Origin of the sequence: Pinibacter soli (assembly GCF_029961145.1) — a bacterium.
Lineage (GTDB): Bacteria > Bacteroidota > Bacteroidia > Chitinophagales > Chitinophagaceae > Pinibacter > Pinibacter soli.
The window spans coordinates 1,600,476-1,622,380 of the sequence record NZ_JASBRG010000007.1 but is presented as its reverse complement, the minus strand read 5'-3'; the positions used below and the strand labels follow the sequence as shown (position 1 = coordinate 1,622,380).

General features: G+C 41.4%; 12 protein-coding genes. All 12 read left to right on the top strand.

The annotated features are described in order from the left end of the window. Nucleotides 1–7 precede the first annotated feature (7 nt). The 12 genes from QJ048_RS16955 to QJ048_RS16900 all read left to right on the top strand — a co-directional run bounded on the left by QJ048_RS16955 (nucleotide 8) and on the right by QJ048_RS16900 (nucleotide 21,902). Nucleotides 8–1,363, top strand: coding sequence for a RagB/SusD family nutrient uptake outer membrane protein (locus tag QJ048_RS16955; protein WP_282335594.1), 1,356 nt, complete (start codon nucleotides 8–10; stop codon nucleotides 1,361–1,363). A 76-nt stretch (nucleotides 1,364–1,439) separates the two neighbouring features. Beyond that, complete coding sequence (locus QJ048_RS16950; protein ID WP_282335593.1) at nucleotides 1,440–4,571, top strand: SusC/RagA family TonB-linked outer membrane protein; 3,132 nt, start codon at nucleotides 1,440–1,442, stop codon at nucleotides 4,569–4,571. Between the two features lie 50 nt (nucleotides 4,572–4,621). Next, the gene (locus tag QJ048_RS16945; protein WP_282335592.1) at nucleotides 4,622–6,136 is read left to right on the top strand and encodes a RagB/SusD family nutrient uptake outer membrane protein; all 1,515 of its coding nucleotides are present in this window, start codon (nucleotides 4,622–4,624) and stop codon (nucleotides 6,134–6,136) included. A 6-nt stretch (nucleotides 6,137–6,142) separates the two neighbouring features. Next, the gene (locus QJ048_RS16940) at nucleotides 6,143–6,922 is read left to right on the top strand and encodes a DUF4843 domain-containing protein (RefSeq protein ID WP_282335591.1); all 780 of its coding nucleotides are present in this window, start codon (nucleotides 6,143–6,145) and stop codon (nucleotides 6,920–6,922) included. A 23-nt stretch (nucleotides 6,923–6,945) separates the two neighbouring features. Beyond that, on the top strand, nucleotides 6,946–8,607 hold the full coding sequence (locus QJ048_RS16935; RefSeq protein ID WP_282335590.1) for a PKD-like family lipoprotein: 1,662 nt from the start codon (nucleotides 6,946–6,948) through the stop codon (nucleotides 8,605–8,607). Between the two features lie 251 nt (nucleotides 8,608–8,858). Next, entirely contained in the window at nucleotides 8,859–11,321 is a 2,463-nt protein-coding gene (locus QJ048_RS16930) for a zinc-dependent metalloprotease (RefSeq protein WP_282335589.1), read from the top strand. A gap of 80 nt (nucleotides 11,322–11,401) precedes the next feature. Next, the gene (locus QJ048_RS16925) at nucleotides 11,402–13,912 is read left to right on the top strand and encodes a zinc-dependent metalloprotease (protein ID WP_282335588.1); all 2,511 of its coding nucleotides are present in this window, start codon (nucleotides 11,402–11,404) and stop codon (nucleotides 13,910–13,912) included. Between the two features lie 56 nt (nucleotides 13,913–13,968). Then, a complete protein-coding gene (locus tag QJ048_RS16920; RefSeq protein WP_282335587.1) occupies nucleotides 13,969–15,351 on the top strand; it encodes a TlpA family protein disulfide reductase in 1,383 nt (460 codons plus the stop codon). After that, on the top strand, nucleotides 15,335–17,098 hold the full coding sequence (locus QJ048_RS16915) for a TlpA family protein disulfide reductase (RefSeq protein WP_282335586.1): 1,764 nt from the start codon (nucleotides 15,335–15,337) through the stop codon (nucleotides 17,096–17,098). The genes QJ048_RS16920 and QJ048_RS16915 overlap by 17 nt, the downstream gene beginning before the upstream one ends. Nucleotides 17,099–17,511: 413 nt before the next feature. Beyond that, nucleotides 17,512–17,958 carry an SRPBCC family protein gene (locus QJ048_RS16910; RefSeq protein WP_282335585.1) on the top strand — a complete coding sequence of 149 codons (447 nt, stop codon included), beginning with the start codon at nucleotides 17,512–17,514 and terminating at the stop codon, nucleotides 17,956–17,958. 226 nt (nucleotides 17,959–18,184) lie between these two features. Beyond that, the gene (locus tag QJ048_RS16905; protein ID WP_282335584.1) at nucleotides 18,185–20,569 is read left to right on the top strand and encodes an ABC transporter permease; all 2,385 of its coding nucleotides are present in this window, start codon (nucleotides 18,185–18,187) and stop codon (nucleotides 20,567–20,569) included. Nucleotides 20,570–20,897: 328 nt separating this feature from the next. Beyond that, complete coding sequence (locus QJ048_RS16900; protein WP_282335583.1) at nucleotides 20,898–21,902, top strand: family 43 glycosylhydrolase; 1,005 nt, start codon at nucleotides 20,898–20,900, stop codon at nucleotides 21,900–21,902. Nucleotides 21,903–21,905: the final 3 nt, after the last annotated feature.

The following is a 21,905-nucleotide window of genomic DNA, read 5'->3' as shown; positions in this document are numbered from 1 at the left end:
GTAGCAGATGTTAAGCAGAAATTATTTAGTTGTTTTTCTTGCGCTTATCTCGGCACTCTCATTTAGCTCATGTCAGAAATGGGTAAATGTGCCGCCGCAATTGCAGGTAGATCAGAATGAATTGTTTGCGAATGAGCAAGGCTTCAGAGATGCATTGAATGGCATTTACCTACAAATGGGAAGTCAAAGCTTATATGGAAGAGATTTGACTACAGGTGTTCTCTCTATTATGGGGAGAAGTTATGATACATCTTTCAAGCAAGCAGATACTTTGTTTTACCAAAGTGCGGCATTTAATGTGCAGCATTATACATTGAAAAATACATTTCAAAATGTTTGGGACAGCCTTTATTTATGTGTAGCCAATTTGAACAATGTGTTGGCAAATGCAGACGCCAGGCAAAATGTTTTCTCTGCAGGACACTATAATACAACAAAAGGAGAAGCATTGGGTTTGCGTGCGTTTATCCACTTCGATCTCTTGCGCTTGTTTGCTCCGTCACCTGCGGCTGCGGGTTTGAGTGTGCCGGCAATTCCATATATAACGAAGGTGTCGCCGTACGCATCACCGGTATTGTCGACCGGTGCAGTAATTGATTCTTGTATAGCCGATTTGTTAAACGCTCAAAATTTGCTGAGCAAATCCGACATGACGACGTCCCAGTTTACTGCGTGGGCCGTAAAAGGATTGCTGGCCAGGATCTATTTGTATAAAGGTGATCTTGCAAACGCTCAAAGCAATGCACTTGCCGTTATTAACAGTAATGTATTTCCATTGGCTACCAATAATACTGACCTGATGTTTAATAAAGAGCAATTGTTCTCGCTGTATAGCAGCGGTAATTTTGCATTCGCTTATAACAAGTCTGTATTTGTTAAACCGCTGGGTTTATCTCCGACTAATCAAACCGCTGTATTTGTAACCGGCAGCGGTTCAGGCAATGATTACAGAAAGCTTGGCGCTTTTGTTGATCCAACTACAGGTAACACTACTGGAAACATCATTTCTCCCAAAAAGTATTACACTAACGGTTCCGTAAGTGTAAATACATTGCCAATGATCCGGTTAACGGAGCTCTATTACATTGCAGCAGAAGCTTCCAATGCATCGGCGGACTCTCTTACAGCCACAAATCTTCTTGACTCAGTACGGGTGCATCGCAATCTTGCCAAGTATACTCAAACTGCATTGAAAAGAGATAGCATCAATATTGAAATTGGCAAAGAATATCAAAAAGAGTTTTTGGGCGAAGGACAAGTGTTTTTCTACTACAAAAGAAAAAATATTCCATTCGCATCTCTGCCTTATACAAAGGTCCCTGTGGTGCCTAATGCATCTTATGTTTTTGTAAAACCGGAATAACTAAATCGAGAAAGAAATTATGAACTGTTTTAAAAATATACTATCAATAAAATTCCGCGCAATCATATCCGCGAAAATGTCATTGACACTTCTCGTGTTTTCTGTTATTTGTATTTCGCTTTCTGCACAGGATAAAATTCCCGTTTTGAAAGGGGTTGTGAAAAATGATGCCGGTGAACGTTTGGTTGGTGCCACAGTTTTTGTGCAGGGAACCAGTAACCATGCAGTTACCGGTAAAGACGGCAGTTTTGAATTGCATAATGTAGAAACAGGGGCCACTCTTCGGATTTCTTATGTGGGCCATGCCGCTACAACAATAAAAGTAAAACGTGGCGATACTGACATAGCAGTGAAGATGGTTCAATCATCAAATATGATGAACGAAGTGGTTGTGAATACGGGGTTGTACAAAAGACCAGCCGGCAACTTTACCGGTGCCGCAAAAACCTATGCCGGTGATGATCTGAAATTATTGAATCCCACCAACGTTTTGCAGGCATTGGCAATGGCAGATCCTTCTGTTCGTATTGAGCAAAACAATGCAATGGGGAGTGATCCGAACAGTTTGCCGGTTATTCAGTTAAGAGGTCAGAACAGTTTACCGGTAGGCACACAAGGTGGAACGTCTGATTACTATAGTTCAGCAGTTTCCAGCGGTGATATTATGTCAAGTTATTTGTCAAATCCCAACCAGCCGCTGATCATCCTTGATGGTTTTCAGACTTCGCTGCAGACGCTGTATGACATGGATATCAACAGAATTGCCAGCATTACAGTATTGAAAGATGCTGCGGCAACAACAGCGTATGGCGCCAAAGCCGCAAATGGTGTAATTGTCGTGGAAACCAAACAGCCTCTACCGGGAAGAGCTCAGGTTTCGTATGCGGTAAATTTTAACCTGCAGGCGCCAGATCTGACTTCATATCATTTGATGGATGCAAAACAATTGCTGGAGGCACAGCGTTTGGCGGGTGTTTACTCAGATCCCAATAATGGCCATTATAATAATGTAGCATTGAATCAGTGGTATGATCAGCGTTTACAGCAAGTGCAGAGCGGTGTAAATACCTATTGGCTCTCACAGCCGGTACGTACTGGTTTTGGAACGAGTCATAGTCTTAATGTTTCCGGAGGCACAAGAGCAATCCGCTATTCTCTTGCACTTAACTACAATAATGGCGTGGGTGTAATGAAAGGCTCTGGTCGTGACAATTTCGGGTTGAGCTATGCTCTTTCCTATAATGGAAAAAAGATCCGTCTCAGCAATTCGACAAGCATCGGTTACAACAAAGCAAATAATTCTCCCTGGGGAAGCTTTAACCAATATGCTAGTCAGTTTCCATACTTCAAGCCATATGATTCTGCCGGAAATGTGATCAAAGTATTCGAGCCCAGTGCTGCCACATTAGGTATAGGGCTGAATGCACCTGGCGGAACATTCACCAATGCTGCATACAACTCAACACTAAATGTTAAAGACTATTCCTATTATTACAGCCTAACCAATAATACCAATCTTGAATGGACAATAAACAGCAATTTTAAATTCAGGGCTGCTGTAAGTTATAGTGCCAATACGCCAGGTGCCGAACAGTTTTTGCCTGCGGATCATACCAGCTTCGTTAACGCTTTAACAGCAGGTCTTGGCACAATGGGATCCTATACCAGAACGAGAGGTAACAATAATGTGCTTGATGGAAAACTGAACCTGGATTATTATAAAAAAATAAACGCCCATACTTTTTTTGCAGCGGTGGGTACCGAAGTACAAGGTACGTCAACGAACGCAACCACTATTAAAGTCACCGGAATACCTAATGAGTACCTTGGGGAATTGGGCATGGCGAATGGTTATGGTCTTGCGCAGAAACCGCAAAGCAATCAGGGTATTACCCGCACGATTTCTTCATTTGCAAGCTTCAGTTATAACTATGCAGAACGCTACACAGCAGAAGTTACCGGCAACGTAAGCGGATCTTCGCTGTTTGGTGCAAACCAGCGGTTCGCTCCTTTTTGGGCCGGAGGTATAGGATGGAACGTAGATAAAGAAAAGTTTTTTGTCAGCAATCCCATTATCCAGCAACTAAGATTCAGGTTGAGCACGGGTGTAACAGGTAACCAGAATTTTGCCGCTCTTGGTCAGTCAATCTACCAATACAATAATCAAAATAGTTACAGGTTGCAGTTAGGCGCGACAGCTCCCTCATATGCAAATCCCGATCTGAAATATCAGCAGACACTTAAAAACAATCTGGGAGTTGCCATCATCTTATTGAATGGACGTTTAAATGTCTCAGCTGATGTATTCCGTGAAACAACCAACAACCTGATTTTGCCATTAGATGTGGCACCTTCCACAGGATTTTTGCAATACCAGGACAATCTTGGAGCCACAAAAAATAGTGGATATGAGGTTACTGTTTCCGCACCTATCATTCGCGATCGCAAAAGAAATATATTCTGGTCCTTATCCTTCAATGTTGGTTCAGCAAAAAATGTTATTACGGCGCTTTCTCCTGCGGTAGACGCTATCAATGCAACGTATGACACAGCAGGAACAAAGCAGCTGCAGGCATTGCCAAAATATGTGGTGGGCAGATCACTTAGCCAGATATGGGCGGTGCAATCTTTAGGTATAGATCCTGCAACAGGCAAAGAACTGTTCCAGAAATTGGACGGAAGCAAAACATTTTTATGGGATGTAAAAGACAAACAACCGATTGGTGATGCTGCCCCTAAACTAAAAGGTGGGTTTGGTTCAAACTTCACATATAAAGGATTCTCGTTGAACATTAATATGAGCTTCCAGTGGGGGGGACAAATGTATAACCAGACGTTGGTTGACAAAGTGGAAAATGTGGATCTGCGTTCAGCCAATGCAGATGAGCGTGTAATCACACAAAGGTGGAAACAGCCGGGCGACAAGGTGCCATTCAAAGCATTAGTGGTAAATGGAACAAATACACTGCAGGCAACTTATGCCACTTCGCGTTTTGTTCAAGACAATAATTTTTTGGATGCAAGTAGTTTGACAGTGGCTTATCAGTTTTCTCCCAATTTATGGTGGGTGCGCAAATTGAGGCTGTCCACTCCAAGATTAGCTGTTACCCAAAACAATGCGTTTCATTTGGGTACCATAAAAACGGAAAGAGGTACTGCTTATCCTTTTGCACGCAGTTTTAGTTTTGGGCTGTCTACCACTTTTTAATAAATATTATCATGAGCTATTTATATAACAATAAAAGAAAAAGAAGGATCATGCCAAAGCATCTAATGGCGGTTTATTCGGTAATGGTGTTGTTCATGGCAACATTATGCGGGTGCAACAAGTTTTTGGATGTGGCACCCAAAGACAAAGTACCACAGGGAAAATTATTTAGTGATGAACAGGGATTCAAGGACGCTTTGAATGGTGTCTATCTTGGAATGGACAAGCCCGCCACCTCATCCGGCGTTTTTGGTTTGTATACCGGTGATTTGTCTATGGGATTTATGTCGACCCTTGCATATGACTACGACAATGCCGCAACGCCAAACGTAGGCTCCAATGCCAGTTTTTTTACGACAGCCTATGCCTACAATTATGCGGATGTTACTATAAAACCTGAAGTGACTGCCATTTGGAACGGCATGTACTACAATATCGCTAATCTCAACAATATGCTTGTCCAGATCGATGATAAGAAAAGCTTATTTACGGGCGATTCCTACAATCGCGTAAAAGGAGAGGCTACGGCATTGAGGGCGTTGTTTCATTTTGACCTCGCCCGCATGTATGGACAGCCGCCGGTTACAGGCATGTCCGCACCTGCCATTCCCTATGTTACACGTTATGGCGTTACGTCCACTCCATTTTCCAGCTTAAGCAATGTGTTGGATTCATGTATCCGCGATCTTGCCGCGGCAAAAGACATGTTGGCTCAAACGGATACTTCAGCAGTGCTAAAAAGTGTTGATGATGCGTTTACCTCATATACACAAAATCACCTGAACTATTGGGCTGTTGAAGCGCTGATGGCCCGTGTCTATTTGTATAAGGGCGACATGGCAAACGCAGGCAAATACGCAAAAGCTGTTATTGCCAGCGGAAAGTTTCCATTGATCACCACTAATGTGGCGCTGCAAACGAATACTGTAAGAGACAGGCTCTTTTCGCAGGAGCTCCTATTCTCGGTGTATTCAAGCAACGTAAAAAACTACAATCTCAATTTGTTTAACAAGAGTAGCGGAACGCCGCTACAAATATTGACAACTCCCATTGTAGTAAACGGAGTAAAAGATACGGTGGGAAATAAATATCTGTACTACAGAAAAGGCAGTGGTGCAGCAAGCGATTACCGTTTTATATCCTGGTTTGACAAAAATGTGGCAACAAGCGCGGTGGTGGTGCCTTCCAAATATTTTCAGGATGATAATTTGCCTTACTATATGCAAGGAAACGTTCCGGTTATACGCGTTTCTGAGATGTATTATATCGTTGCTGAAGTTGCAAAAGCAAACGGCGATATTCCTACAGGCGTTGCATTCTTAAATAATGTTCGTCAGGCTCGCGGCCTCTCCATGTTGAATGCCGGCGGAATTAGCACTACAGATAGTTTATCCAGTGAGATCATGGCAGAATATAGAAAGGAATTTGTGCAGGAAGGACAAACGTTCTTTTACTACAAAAGGCTAAACAAAGATCTGAGAGTTGTAACCGCTACCACTGCCGCAGTTCCTGCCGGTGCGTACGTGTTTCCAATTCCGGATCAAGAAAACGAATACAATCACTAATTAACTATGAAAAGAATATATATCACCACAATATTGCTCGCAATTGCTGCAGGATTTGCTGCATGCAAACAAGAGTCACCCACGATGTTTACTGAAAATGATGCCATTTATTTTAGTGCGGCATCTGACAGTATAGGATATAGTTTTGCCAAATACCCAAGTCGTGTTGTTGATACCATCAAAGTACCGGTTACTGTTTTGGGCAGCCCAGTAAATGCTGACCGCGAAATCGTTGTGCAATCGATAAAAGATTCTGCTATCAATGCTGTGGAAGGGGTGCACTATAAATTGCTGACACCGTACAAAATGCCGGCAAACCAGGTAACCACACAACTGCCGGTTGTTATTTATCGTACGCCTGATCTGGATAGCCTCACAGCGACATTTGTTTTGAGCCTGCAGGTGAATAATAATTTCAAACTGGGATTTGCTCAAAAAAGCAGGATCAAACTGAAAACCGCCTATTTGCAAAAGCCATCCTCATGGGGTGAAACCAACGGTACGCAATGGGCCGGCAACATTAGCAATTTTGGAACCTGGACAAGAACAAAATACAAGATGATCCTTGCTGCTTTGTACGATCCTATTGGAGACTCTACCATTACAGAGTTTCCCTATCCCAAAAGTTCAGCGCCGGTTATTTATGGTCAGTATTTGCAATTGGTAAGAAACTATATCAGAACAAATTATCCGGGTAATGTTTCTTCTCCGGTAGGAGTAGGTGCCACCCTGAGGGATCCCGATGCAAACAATGCTGTTGTACTGGTAGGAAATGCAAATTATTAATGGAGAAAAAAGTTTTAGAAACAATGAACCATAAAAATATTTGGAGAGCTTTTATAGTTGCCGCATTGGGCATATGCGCACTTGTAGCCTGTAAAAAAGATAAGGGTAATTATAATTATTCCTCTGTTAATACCATAACCGTTATCACGGATACCGTGAATGCAAATCGTAGCCAGATTATAACGGTTGATTCGATTTCGGTTAAACAGTTTGATACTTTAACGGTGAATATTCAGCTGTCTCAAACGCAAGCGTCTGAAAATCTTTCCTACCAATGGATGATCATCCAGACCGCACAGAATCTTGCAAACCCGTTTCAATACATTGTGGGTACATCAAAACAATTAAAAGCGAGAATTGATGTGCCAATCAGTGTGTACCGCCTGGTTGTAAAGGTTACGGATAATGCGACAGGTGTTTCTTTTTACAAATTTTACGCTTTGAATGTGGATAGCTCCCCATGGGGCGGAGAAGGATGGGTTGTGTTACAGGACCAGCCTTCCAACGGTGGATGTGATATTGCGTTAATCGCATCACGGGACGGAACGGCAGGCAGCGGAGCTATATACTCCAATTTATATTCATTTGGAAATAACGGAAAGAAATTGCCAACAGGTACAAGCAAGGTTAATGTGCTTGACTACTCAGCATCGTTGCGTATCCAGAAAGTTTCCTTCTTCTATCCTAACGGAGGTTTGCAGGTGCGATCAACTGATTTTGCAGACTCCAGTTATAGCTCAGGCTGGTTTTTTTCCGAGCCTGCTACTATTAATTTACAGGCAAACGCCTGTAGTTCTCAGTATGAATATTTGATCAACAATAACCAACTACATTACAGAGCTGTAAATTCGACTTCTATCAAGACGCCACCAATTCTGTTTAATGCGCCGTTACTGGGTTCCTGGACGCTTGCTCCATTTGTTTTAAATCCCGCTGGGTCGTTGAGTGATTATTGGTTTATGTTATACGATCAGGCTAACAAATGTTTTCTTCAATACAATGCTCAAACCGGAGCATTAGTGGGAGTTACCACAGATGTTCCGAATGGACATTTTGCTGCATATTCTAAAGGAACTGCACCACTGGATCCCCTAACTGGTTCAGGATTTGATTTGAACTACATAGGCAAAACACTCCTCTATGCAGAGAATAGCCAGCCTCAATCAGGAAATCCTGTTACATACAGTTGTGTTTTTAGAAATACCACCAGCGATTCTACCTGGCTTTATCAGCTTTCTGTTGGAGGTTTTGCAGCGACAAATGCCAATATCACAGGCAGGTATCTTCTCTCGGGGACAAAAGTACCGGGAATCAATACAGCAAAGCTTTTTGCTTTCCCAACTTTTTTAACGCTACCCGGAAAATTCTATTATGTAAATGGTAATACTATTAATACTTGTACCATTGCAACGCTCGCTACGTCTACTTCTTTGGTTGGTTATACGTTCCCGACAGGAACTATTATTAAAACGATGAAAGTTTTCAAATCTGGCTACGCAACTGCACCTTCAACAGACAGCAGAGTATTGGTTGTGGCTACTGATGAAACAGCGACTGGTGGTGGCAATAAAGTTTATTTCTTAAGCTTAACATCAACAGGTGATATTAACAACACTCCAATTGCTGTATATGGAGGCTTTGATAAAATCGTTGATGTTGCATTCAAGAAAGGATTGGGACTGTAAACTGAATGAGTCGCTTTCGGCTTTTGATTTTCATTCACAGCCGATATGATAGTGTTTCAAAAATACCATTAAAACAAGCATCTGCACCTTAACGCAGATGCTTGTTTTTTATAGGTTGCATCAAGGATAAGAAGGGTGTCAAAATTCGTCAAGTTTTTTTATTAATTGGTACTATTTGCCAATAAACACTCTGTAAACAGGAGTAGTTTTAAGGTTCTTGTGAAACAGAAATAATATTTCAAAAGTTAGTTATGAATCTAAAAAAGGTATTTGGTTTTCTTTCGCTGGTTAGTGCGGTTAACTATGTAGTTGCGCAGGACAGTACCAGTGTAAAAAAGGCGGAGTCTCCAAAAATTAAATCATATTCAGAAGTCATCACTTCAAGAGCCGTTGCGAAAAACGGTTTATTCACGGTATATAAGCAAGATGAAAAATATTTCTTCGAAATCCCCGACTCTTTGCTTAACAGAGACGTTCTTTTCTCCACTCGTTTAGCCAAGGTGCCGACAGGCAGCCCAATGTTCAACGGTGAAATGGTGAACAGTATCATCGTGTATTTTGAAAAGGCAAGTGATGAAAAACTATACGTGAAGGCGCTGACAAATGTAGCCATGGCTGCTCCTGGTCAGGCGATCGCAAGAGCTGTTTCCAATTCATCCATGGACCCTATCATAATGGTAGTAGACGTTAAGGCTCGTGGAAAAAATAATAAGAGCTCCATTATTGATGTTACGGATTTCTTCTTAAAAGATAATATCATAACAGGTTTCGATGCGGGTGCCAAGAAAAATATGGGATTGGGCGGTGTTGCTCCAGACAGATCTTTTCTTTTGGCGGCAGATTCCTACCAGCAAAATATAGAGATTAAAACCTTAAAGACCTACACCATGGGCGCAGGTGGCACGGACGCAAGTCCAAGTGTTGGTGTAACATTTGAGTTGAGCAACTCTGTTATGCTTCTTCCAAAGGAGCCTATGCATGCGAGATACGCTGACCCTCGTGTTGGATACAGCACAGAAAGCTGCAAAGTGTTTTCTGATGATCAGCAAAAAGTGGACATAAAAACTTTTGTTGTTCGTCAGCGTTTGGAGCCCAAAGCTGAAGACATCGAAAAATATAAAAAAGGCGAATTGGTAGAACCCAAAGAACCTATCGTTTATTATGTAGATCCAGCAACGCCGAAACAATGGCGCGCATATATTATAGCTGGTGTCAACGATTGGAACGAGGCATTTAAATCTGCCGGTTTTAAAAATGCAATTATTGGCAAAGAATGGCCCGAGAATGATACAACGATGAAGCTGGAAGATGCAAGGTATAAAGTGATACGCTATTTCGCTTCCAGTCAGTCCATGTCAACTGTTCCTAAAGTGTACGATCCGCGCAGTGGTGAAATACTACAAACTTATATCGGATGGTCGCACAGTAACTTGCAGGCGCTGCACGACTGGTATTTTGTTCAGGCATCTGCCGTTGATCCTGCGGCAAGAAACGTAAAATTCAGCAATGAATTAATGGGCGCCCTGATCAAGGCTGAAATTACCAGAGCGGTGGGTGTTTCTCTCGGACTTCGCAGCAATCTCATTGCAAGCTTTGCTACTCCGGTAGAAAAACTTCGTGAGAAAAACTGGGTAGAGAGCAATGGATTTTCCTCTTCAATAATGGATATGCAGCACTACAATTACGTAGCGCAACCAGAAGACAAAATTTCAACGAAGGGGCTTATTCCTCAAATTGGTGATTACGACAAATGGGCTATAAAATATGGATATAGCTATACAGGTATAGATGATTTTGAAAAAGAAAAGGACCAGTTAGCAAAATTTACAACCAGTACAACTGCAGATGGAAGATTGAGTTTTAAGACAGAGGTAACTCCTAACCTCAATGATCCTTCTGATCCGCGTGCACAAACTGAAGACCTGAGCAATGACCAGGTGAAGGCGGCCGAGTACGGTATAAAGAATCTGAAGATTTTAATGGCAAATCTTCTGAGCTGGACACGGGCAGATATGGACATGTACGACAACGCAGCAGGTGCATACAATGATGTTGTTGATTGGTACAAAATTCTTACACGTCATGCTTATACGCAGATTGGCGGTACTTATGAAAATGCGAAGACAGTAGAGCAGTCCGGTGATGTTTATACTATTGTTTCAAAAGAAAAACAAAAAAGAGCACTTGCTTTTTTACAAAAAGAAGTGTTTCAAACGCCAACATGGTTGTTGAATCCTGAAGTGCTGAACAAATTCAGTAAGCCGGCTAAAAAAGAAAAATTGATTGGAATACAGTATGATGCTTTGTACTATGTGCTCAAACCTGACCGCTTGTATAAGATGACCACTGAAACAATGCGCTACGGAAAAGAAAATACTTATACCGTGGATGAATTGATGACAGATGTTGAAAAAGGTTTATGGAGTGAATTGAATGGCAAACCAGCAATAATAGACAGCTATAGAAGAAGCTTGCAGAAATCATGGATCGAAAGTCTTAGTAATGTTCTGAAAGAAGCGTCCAAAACACCGGAGCCTGGCAGCACATCACCAGATCTTTCCCTAACCGATATTCCTGCAGTGGTACGTGCTCACATGGAAAGCATTGCGAATCGTTGCAAAACTGCTGCTGCAACTTGCACGGATCCAATGACGCTTGCACACTTGAAATATGTAGAAGCGAAACTGAGAAAAAAGCTGAATCCTAAAGACTAAGTGTTTAAAAAATACTTGTCTGCATTAAACATGAAATGATGAAATCATCCCGCTTGGGCGGGATCACTAAAATGAAACGGATGAAACAAGTTTTCTTATCGACAATATTATGTGGTTTTCTTTCTGCAATTGGTTTTGCGCAAACGAATGTAGCTGCGCCAACTGCTATCAAAACAACATCAACTTCCTATAATCAAATTGTTAAGCCTGGAACGCTTAGCAAAAAAGGATTGTTTTCCATTTACAAAACGGATGATAAATATTACTTTGAAATACCTGACTCATTGTTGGGTCGACAGCTTTTGCTAACTACATGGCTCGTAAAGGTGCCAGGAGGAAGTCCCAAGTTTGGCGGAGAATCAATGAATACCCGTGTAATAACTTTTGAAAAAGAAAGAGGGAAAATTGCTTTAAAGGTTGTTACCATACTTCAAGAAACAGATAGTACGAATGCCATCTCCAAAGCGATAAAAAATTCCAATGTAAATTCGATCGCGACTTTGTTCGATGTAAAAGCACAAGGTACAAGCGGCAGGTCTTCGATCATTGATGTTACCGATTTTCTTCAAAAGGAAAATTCATTTACGATACTTAGCTCAGAAGTTAAAAGAGGTTTGTCAGTTGGTTCAATGGCGCCAGATCGCAGTTTTGTGAAAAGCTTTGCTGCCTATCCGATCAACGTTGAGGTAAAAATGCTGCGCACGTATTCGGCATCTGGAGGCGGCACAGTTGGAATAGGTGCACGCCCTGCAGCTGCACCATTGGACGCTGCTCAAATTGGAGGTGCGATCACACTTGAAATTTCTACTTCCATTTTTTTGATGCCGGAAAAGCCGATGATGCCGCGCAGGTTTGATGCAAGAGTTGGATACTTCGCAGATGCCTACAATGAATTTGCGGACGAACAGCAAAAAGCCGATACAAAAATTTTTATTGTACGTCAGCGCCTCGAGCCCAAAACAGAAGATATTGAAAAATACAAAAGAGGGGAACTTGTAGAGCCTAAAGAGCAGATCGTTTATTATGTAGACCCTGCAACTCCTAAGCAATGGCGCCCATACATTATAGCAGGTATCAATGACTGGAACGAGGCATTTAAAGCAGCCGGATTTAAAAATGCTATCGTGGGTAAAGAATGGCCGGAAAACGATACTACAATGAGTTTGGAAGATGCCCGTTATAAAATTGTACGTTATTTTCCTTCCGAAGTAGCAAATGCTTATGGTCCAAATATTCACGATCCTAGAAGCGGCGAAGTGCTGCAAAGTTATGTGGGATGGTACCATAACGTTATGACCTTGTTGCATGATTGGTACATGATACAAGCAGGACCAAGTGACCCACGTGCACGCAAAATGAAGTTCAGTGACTCACTGATGGGTACTTTGATTCGTTTTGTGTCATCGCATGAAGTTGGCCACACACTAGGCTTGCGTCACAACATGGGCAGCAGTAGTTTGACGCCGGTTGAAAAATTGCGTGACAAGGCTTGGGTAGAAGCGCATGGTCACACAAATTCTATTATGGATTATGCCCGTTTCAACTATGTGGCACAACCTCAAGACAGCATTGGCGAGGCCGGACTTATGCCGCGAATCAACGATTATGATAAATGGGCTATTAAATGGGGCTACACGTGGACCGATGCAAAAGATGACGAGGCGGACAAAAAGATCGTTTCTCAGTGGATCGTTGACAGCCTGAAAGCTAATCCTAGATTGTGGTTTGGTGGAGAAGGTATGAACAATGACGCTCGTTGTCAATCGGAAGATTTGGGCGACGATAACATGAAAGCGAATGAATACGGCATTAAGAACCTGAAATATGTAATGTCTCATTTGGAAGAATGGACAAAAGAAGACAATGATCTTTACACAAATTTGGTAGGTGTATACCGCCAGGTGGTTAGCCAATACCTGCGCTATGTAACGCATGTAACAAAGAATGTTGCCAGCACTTACGAAACATGGAAAACAGTAGAGCAGCCCGGTAATATTTATGCGCCGGAACCTGCAGCAAAGCAAAGAGAAGCAGTTGCATTTTTAAATAAAGAGGTTTTTACAACACCTGAATGGTTGCTTAATAGTGACATTCTTAATAAAATAAGCAATCCGGTGCGCTTGGGAAGTGTGAGTACTGTGCAGGGGAGAGTATTGGATCAATTGTTAAGTGACAGAGTATTGAATACATTGTTAATGCATGAGAGAAGATATGGCAAAGACAGCTGTTATACAATGATCGCGTTTTTGAATGATTTAAAAGCTGGTGTTTGGAGCGAGTTGAAAACAAATCAGCCGATAGATATTTATCGTCGTAGTATTCAGAAGAATTACATTTCAAATGTTTTTGCTGCCATGAAAGAGGTAGAAACAGGAAATAATCTGATAGGTCTATTGATGGGTGGGTCGACCGCGCAGGAAAATACACCGATTACAATGACTACGGACATCGGCTCTTATCTTGCTTTGCATCTTGAAAAACTACGAAGCGAGATTCTGGCTGCGATTCCAGCGGCTAAAGACAAGGATACAAAAGATCATTTGATCTATGTGGCTCAGCAAATCAAAACAGGGTTAAAAAATCAGTTTTAATTCTTTGAAAGATGATACGAAAAGTCTTACAGATTATCCCTCTACTAATAATCCCTATGGTCTTCAATGCTTATGCGGCAGGATCTAAACCAACAGAGGTAAACTGCCATGTGCATAACAACAAAGGGAGTGCTGTTTTTTTGTACAGAGTAAAAAATGGCCAGGCGATGAGTCTCGGCTTTAAACGCCCCGACGCAAAAAACAACTGTAAGTTTTCATTTGAAGCTGACAGTGATGCAATTTATTTTTTGCGCAAGGGTGGGGCACATTTGTTTGAATTTACTCATGTCATTTACCTGCACCCAGGCGATCAGCAAAAGGTGGACATCTATCCAAATGATCTGGGGATTGATTTTGATAGTATTAAAATTGCAAACCCCAACAAGGAAACGGTGTCTCTGAAAAAATGGGTAAGCGTCTTTAATCAGTCGTATAAACAAGTAACAAATCGAAATCAACGGGATCAGTTTTTGGAGACTTATAAAACACTGCTTGCAACAGCGGATGAAATAAAGAAGACCGGTGTTACCTCAAATAAGGATTTCAATAAACTCCTGGTCGAGAAGATTAACACAGAAGTTTTATTTCTTAAAGCTGCCGCTTTTTTCTATGCAGGAGAAAGAATGAATGCAGGATATGATACCACTGCATCCCGTCAATGGTTTTATGAAACTTTAGGGAAGGAAAAAATTGACAGGACAGACTTGTTACAATCAGAGCACGGTTTGGAAATGCTAAACTATTTGTTAGGCTACCAGTTTTTTCAGCAGTATAAAAATGGTGAACAGATGCTTGGCGTTCCTTTCCTAGAAAAAATAAAAAAGATAGAAAACGATACGGTTCGTGCGGTGTATGCAACCGCACATATGGAGCAGCTTACCAATTACGAACAGTTTGTTTTGGAGATCCAGCCGTTTAAACAAATAATTACTAACGCAGGCCTGCAAGGCAACTATCAAAAAAAATACGATAAGTTAAGTCTTTATGCAAAAGGAAAGCCAGCATATAATTTTTCGTTGTACGACAATAACGACAAGCACTATTCACTGACCGATTTCAAAGGGAAAGTAGTAGTGCTTGATATATGGGCAATGTGGTGCGCCCCTTGCCTGGCAGAAAAACCAAATTTCAAGAAACTGGAAGAGGAGTATAAAGGTCAAAACGATATCGTTTTTCTCGGTGTATCCGTCGACGGTTTGTCGAGGAAGGAAGTTTGGAAAGATTTTGTTGCAAAAAAAGGATATACAAATATTGAGATGTTATCAAACTTCGAGGAATCAATAATGAAGTACTATAACATCGGCGGCATCCCGCGTTTTATGGTCTTTGATAAGGAAGGAAAGATTGTTAGTGTTGATGCGCCACGTCCTTCAAGTCCGGCGTTGAAAGAACTTATTGAAGAAACATTGAAAAAGAATGATCATGCAATCGGTAATTAAGAAAGTTTTAGCAGGTGCGGTGATGTTCGTTGCTGTATCTGCATGGGGCCAAAGCGCTACACATGTTGTAAGTGGAGTTGTTACTGAAAAAGTAAATGCAGAATTGTGGGTTAATAAAATCGTTGACAATAAACTGCAAAGAGTGGCAGAATATAAAATTTCTCCTTCTGACGGAAGTTTTTTGTTTTCGATTCCAAAAGATTCGGCATCAGTTTATCGCTTTCAGCTGAACGTGCTGAAGCCTCATGGCCGTCATTTTACGAATGATAAAATTTGTTTAGTTACATTATCGCTGAGCCCAGACAAAGATTATTCTTTGTCAATTACTCCTTCAAAGTTTGATTCGTTGAAGAAAAAAGGATGGGAAGTAAAACAACTCGTCACGCCTCCGAAATTTACCATGGTGGCAGGCTCTGTAAAGAATGTGACAATGGGCATGGTATCATTAAATACAGTTGCAGAAGGAGAGTTGAAGAATGTAAGTACGGCGATGATTAATAGCAAAGGTGAATTTGCTATTCCGGTAAATGTAAAATCGAAAGGATTTTATTATCTATCATCACCGCGCTGGAAATTGCGGTTTTACTTACAGCCGTTAGATAACCTGCAAGTGGAAGTTGACAACAGAACAGGTTTCCTTTCGTCTGTTAACGGATCATTGGTGAATCAGATACTTTATAACTGGCAGCAGTTAACATTGCCAATGACCAGTTATGGATACAATCTGTCAACTTTCACCAATGATAAATTTGATCTAACATCCTATATCAATAACTATAAAAAATTGCAGCCATCTATGGACGCATTTGTAAAAGATATTGATATTAAAGACAATGCTATAAAGGCGCAAATTCATGAGGCGCTTTCTATTGACAAGGAGTTGGCGCCAATGAATTTATTGTTTCAGCTTTCCGCAAAAAAGATAGGCAGTTTCAGAGCTCAGCCTAAGGAATTCGACAATGTTCCTGAGTTTTATAAAACATTCATTCAGCCAGATAAATTCAATACGGCATCTCTATTAAAAATAGGAGAAACAAGACAATACATGAAGTTGTACGCTCTCTTGAATGTGGCTGCTTTGCCAAAAGAAAAAAGAGATCAGTTGTCAAAAGGAGAGAAGCTTAAGTTAATGATTAATTCGATCAGCAATGACACTTTGAAATCGTACTTCTTTAAAGATCAGATGGATCAAATTGAGATCAACAATCTTAGTGAATTCAGAGAAACATTTGAGCCACAAAAAAAGTATGCAAAGCTTGCCCCGGCAAATGAAACTTACAAAGGCATTTTTGCTATGTATGCCGGCGATACTGCTTTCATTGGAAAATCAGCTTACGACTTTTCCCTTCCGGATAGCACAGGCAAAATGGTTTCAATGAAAGACTTTAAAGGAAAGGTTGTGTTGGTTGATGTTTGGGCAACCTGGTGCGGCCCATGCAAAGCGCAAATGCCTTTTTTGAAAGAGATTGAAGAAGAATATGTGGGTAACAAGAACATCGTTTTCGTTGGCATTTCACTCGATAAAATGGAAGCTCGTCAAAAGTGGATGAACATGGTTACTGAAAAACAACTTGGTGGCGTGCAATTGATCGATGATTTTGGAAAAGCATTTGGAAGAAAATATCAGCTTACGGCCATTCCAAGGTTCATGCTGATTGACAAACACGGAAAATGGATTGAGATCCGTTGTCCGAAACCTGAAGCAAAAGAAGATTTGAAAAAATATATTGATAAAGCATTGTTGTGAAACAATGAGCAATTACCAATGGCAAGTGGTTGGTAAATAAGTCGATCCACATGGGTGATGTGATCGCAAATTTTAAGACAGATCCGGCCATTGTGCCGGATCTGTTTTTTTATTGAGATAAAGCGATGATCTTTTTTATTTAAAGGATGTAAAAAATACTCAGCAAGAATAAAATTCCTGCCCGACTAAGTCTGCAGGCGGGCGTATAAATCAGTCCAATCAGTGTCATCTGTGTGCCAACCCTCGGTCGCAAACACCCCACTCTTTGTCTCATCCCACCTTTTTCCAAGTCAAATATTACTGGCATCTTTGTTGTGTTGATTTCAACCAGCAAACAGCATCAGTGGAGCAGCAACACTTTAAAAACGGGCGGAACCGAAAAGCCAAACGAGTAGGACCTTAAAAACTTTCTTATGCCAAATAGTGTTTCCCTGCACAGAGTGCTTAAGGCTTCGCCGGAAAAAGTATATCGCGCATTTACAGAGGCGCTTGCAATTGCCTCATGGTTGCCACCATATGGATTTCTCTGCACCGTTCATGAAATGGATGTAAAAGTGGGTGGTTCATTTAGAATGTCATTTCACAATTTTACAACAAGCCACGGCCATTCATTTGGTGGTAAATATTTAGAGGTGAAACCCAATGAGTTTTTGAAATACACTGATAAATTTGATGCTCCTAATTTGCCAGGAGAGATGGTCACTTCAGTTACGCTTCGTAAAGTGATTGTGGGTACAGAAATTAAAGTTACACAGGAAGGAATTCCAGACATGATACCCGCTGAGATGTGCTATCTGGGCTGGCAGGAGTCGTTGGATAAGTTGATGCGATTGGTGGAACCAGTGATTCCGGATGCGTGATCAGGAATTAGAAATTAGGAATTAGGAGTTAGTCGCACATGGATGATTCAGATTTGGCGGATTGGTGCAGGATTTCTAATTGCTAATTTCTGGTTGCCGTACCAAAACCGAACACTTTTGTATCGGAATCAAACATGCGCAACGGACCGTTAGTTGCTAAACCTTTGATATTACTATACAAATATTTCTGGCATGTTATTATCTTTTCTTTTCCAAACAACACTAAATGCTCAGAAATTATTTTAAAACGGCTTTTCGTAGCATCACAAGACAAAAGGCTTTTTCTTTTATAAATATTTCGGGGCTGGCATTGAGCCTTACCGCAGTTTGGATCATTTCATTGTACATTGCTGATGAAATAAGCTATGATCGCTACCACCACAATGCGGAGAGAATCTACAGACTCGTTTCTCACGGATGGTGGGACGAAGAGAAATTTGATATCACAGGCACGTCGGGATTATCCGCGGCAGCTTTTAAAAAGGATTTTCCGGAAGTGGAAGATGCTGTAAGAATTGATCCCGAAGGCGGTGGTATACTCACTTACAATGACAAGACAATTAAAGAAGGCAATATCTTTTTTACTGATCCTTCTTTCTTCGATGTATTTACTTATCGTTTCATCGCAGGTGGAACAAATGCGCTAAAAGATCCCAACGCGATTGTGCTCACAAAAACACTCGCGACAAAACTGTTTGGTGATCCAGCAGCTGCGATCAGCAAAACAGTTTACATAGATAAAAGCCCTGTGAATGTGGCCGCGATTATAGAAGACGTTCCGGCAAGCTCACATTTTACATTTAAGGCGCTGCGCCCGTTTTCTCCGGATTACAAAGGCGATTGGAACAATCTCAGCATTTACACTTACATCCTTTTGAAGAAGAATGCAGAAATAGAAAAACTGCGTGCAAAAATGCCTGAGTTTGTTACAAAATATCTTACCCTCAATGCGCAGAATATTCATTTCAATCTTGAACTGCAACCCTTTACCTCGATACATCTTCGCTCTCACTTAATGTATGAGTTGGGAGAGAACCACGATATAAAATACATTTATGTTTTGTCCATCGTTGGTTTGCTTGTTCTCATCATTGCATTGATCAATTATATCAACATCTCTACGGCCCGTGCATCCGTGCGCCTGCGCGAAGTAGCGGTGAGGAGAATTGTAGGTTCCAGTAAAAATAATCTCGTTAGTTTGTTTCTTGCTGAATCCATCAGCATGATCGTTATTGCAGCTGTGATCAGTGTGGTCTTGGTGGCGTTGCTTATGCCGCTGATCAATAATGTTACAGGAAAAACTTTATCGATATGGAGATTTGGTTTGTCTGCAAGTATTTTTTATCTCTTATGTTTTACAACGATTGCCGGGCTTATTGGTGGGTTATATCCGGCATTATTTTTATCGAGTTTCAAGGCCATTCCTGCTTTGAAAAATCAATTGGGCGATGTAAAGGGACAAGTCATTTTCAGAAAATCACTGGTGCTATTTCAGTATGCCGTAACCGTAATTTTAATAACATCATCGCTCGTTATCTATTTACAGCTTCACTACGTCAGCAATACAGATCTCGGCTTCAACAAAAATCAAATGATGACCTTTCATATTGATTCCAGAGAGGTTAGGGGAAAAGTGCCCGCTCTTCGTGAAGCCTTATTGCAAAATCCAAATGTAAAAGCGGTTGCGTCTGCTGGCAATCCAATTGGTAATAACAACATTGGCATGATGGATTACAGCGTTGAAAAGAATGGCGTCTTCGAAGATCGCAGCAATCTCGCGTATGGCTTAACCATTGATCCCGATTTTATTCCTGCGATGCAAATACATTTGAAAGAAGGACGAAATTTTTCAAAAAACATAACGTCCGATAGTGATGATGTAATTGTGAACGAAGCCTTTCTTCAGCGACAGGGCTGGACAAGTGGTGTCGGTAAAAGGATTTCCAGAGGTAAAGATTCTACTGGAAAAATTTCCGCGGTAAACATCATTGGCGTCGTAAAAGATTACCACATTTATTCTTTGCAACACAAAATAGAACCAATGATCATGCAGTTGCCAAAGAATGCCATGGAAAGCGACAACATGTATGTTCGTTTAAGTGAAAGCAACCTCTCAAAATCTTTGACGGAGGTAGAGAATACATTCAGAAAGTTTGACCCTTCGGCGACGTTCGATTATCAGTTCCTTGATAAAAATTTCCTTGCACAATACCAGGCCGAGCAAAAGCAGGGACAAATATTATTTGCCTTTACGATGCTTACTATTTGCATTGCCTGCCTTGGTTTGTTTGGTTTGATCACGTTTACTGTTAGCCAGCGGGTAAAAGAAATTGGTGTAAGAAAGGTGCTGGGTGCCAGCGTAACGAACATCACCATGTTGCTCACAGGAAGTCTGTTGAAAATTATCTTCCTTTCCATGCTTGTAGCAGTTCCATTCTCCTGGTTCATGATGAACAAGTGGCTGCAGGATTTTGCCTACCGCATCCACCTCAATTGGTGGATCTTCCTGGTCTCCGGATTTGTTGCAATGATTATTGCACTATTCACACTTGGCTTCCAGGCCTTCAAAGCCGCCATAGCGAACCCTGCACAGAGCCTGAGGACTGAGTAGAAGAAGGCACACGGATAACACTGATTGGACGGATTTACACGGATCTTTTTTAAGGCACGCAGATGACGCTGATTTAGCAGATTTGCACTGATCACTATAGATCAATTGAATGCCTGATAAATATTTTCGTGTTTGATAAAAGAAAAAATCCGTGTAAATCCGTCTAATCCGTGTGCCATCAAAATCTGCGTCAATCACCTAAATCAGCGTCATCTGCGTGCTCACTCCTAAAATGTCCCCCTTTTTATCAAGATTTACCCCCTGTACAAAAACGCTTGTAGGGCTATTTTCGTTTTGCTAAAAGTCTTTCCTTCAATTGTTTATTATTATGAAAGATAAAACGAATGCTTGTTTTACTGGCAGCAAATTCTTCCTGTGTATCGTGGCAATAATTGCCATGCTTACCTCTGCAATCGCTCAAAAAAAGATCAACCCCGGCGAAGTTTGGCCGGATGACAAAGGCAATCACATTCAGGCCCATGGAGGCGGTATTGTAAAAATCGACAAATATTATTATTGGTATGGCGAAGAGCGCAGGCAAGGCATGGATACTGGGCTGCGCTATGTTAGTTGCTACCGCTCAAGCGATTTGACGAATTGGAAGTTCATGGGCGACGCTTTGCAACTTCCGGACCCTGAACATTTGGGCAGTCACTGGGTGTTGGAAAGACCAAAGGTTTATTTCAACCGGAAAACGAAAACCTATGTGATGTACTTCCATCTGGATGATGCCCGGTACAAGCTTGCAAGGGTAGGTATTGCTACGAGTGACAGGCCAGAAGGTCCGTTTCTGTACCGTGAGAGTTTTCGTCCGCTGGAAAAAGAAAGCCGCGACATTGGGCAATTCATTGATGACGACGGAACCGCTTACCTGGTTTTCGAAAGCAGGCCTACAAAAGGATTTTCCATTGCAAAATTGTCAGATGATTATTTAAAAGTGGAAAAAGAAGTTTGTTTGATCAATGCCCCATTGGAAGGCGGGGCCATTGTTCACTACAAAGGATTGTACTACGCCATCGGTTCTGCGCTAACCGGTTGGAATCCCAATCCAAATAAGTACGCCACTGCAACATCACTCGAAGGTCCATGGACGGAGTTTAAAGATATTGCAGCTCCCGAAACAAAAACCTATGGCTCGCAATCTACAATGATGCTGAAAGTGGAAGGAACAAAAAATACTACGGTAATTTTTATGGCCGATCAATGGAAACCTAAAACACAATGGGATTCCCGTTATCTGTGGATGCCTTTGCAAATAGGCGACGGAAGGCTATGGTTACCGGAGCCAAAGCCATGGTCCATCGATATTAAAACCGGTAATGTGCAATTTTAAAAA

Bases quoted from the DNA above. Each gene is read 5' to 3' on its own strand.
- QJ048_RS16905 (WP_282335584.1), top strand. From the start codon at position 18,185: ATGCTCAGAAATTATTTTAAAACGGCTTTTCGTAGCATCACAAGACAA.
- QJ048_RS16900 (WP_282335583.1), top strand. From the start codon at position 20,898: ATGAAAGATAAAACGAATGCTTGTTTTACTGGCAGCAAATTCTTCCTG.
- QJ048_RS16920 (WP_282335587.1), top strand. From the start codon at position 13,969: ATGGTCTTCAATGCTTATGCGGCAGGATCTAAACCAACAGAGGTAAAC.
- QJ048_RS16945 (WP_282335592.1), top strand. From the start codon at position 4,622: ATGCCAAAGCATCTAATGGCGGTTTATTCGGTAATGGTGTTGTTCATG.
- QJ048_RS16935 (WP_282335590.1), top strand. From the start codon at position 6,946: ATGAACCATAAAAATATTTGGAGAGCTTTTATAGTTGCCGCATTGGGC.
- QJ048_RS16940 (WP_282335591.1), top strand. From the start codon at position 6,143: ATGAAAAGAATATATATCACCACAATATTGCTCGCAATTGCTGCAGGA.
- QJ048_RS16925 (WP_282335588.1), top strand. From the start codon at position 11,402: ATGAAACAAGTTTTCTTATCGACAATATTATGTGGTTTTCTTTCTGCA.
- QJ048_RS16950 (WP_282335593.1), top strand. From the start codon at position 1,440: ATGTCATTGACACTTCTCGTGTTTTCTGTTATTTGTATTTCGCTTTCT.
- QJ048_RS16910 (WP_282335585.1), top strand. From the start codon at position 17,512: ATGCCAAATAGTGTTTCCCTGCACAGAGTGCTTAAGGCTTCGCCGGAA.
- QJ048_RS16915 (WP_282335586.1), top strand. From the start codon at position 15,335: ATGCAATCGGTAATTAAGAAAGTTTTAGCAGGTGCGGTGATGTTCGTT.
- QJ048_RS16955 (WP_282335594.1), top strand. From the start codon at position 8: ATGTTAAGCAGAAATTATTTAGTTGTTTTTCTTGCGCTTATCTCGGCA.
- QJ048_RS16930 (WP_282335589.1), top strand. From the start codon at position 8,859: ATGAATCTAAAAAAGGTATTTGGTTTTCTTTCGCTGGTTAGTGCGGTT.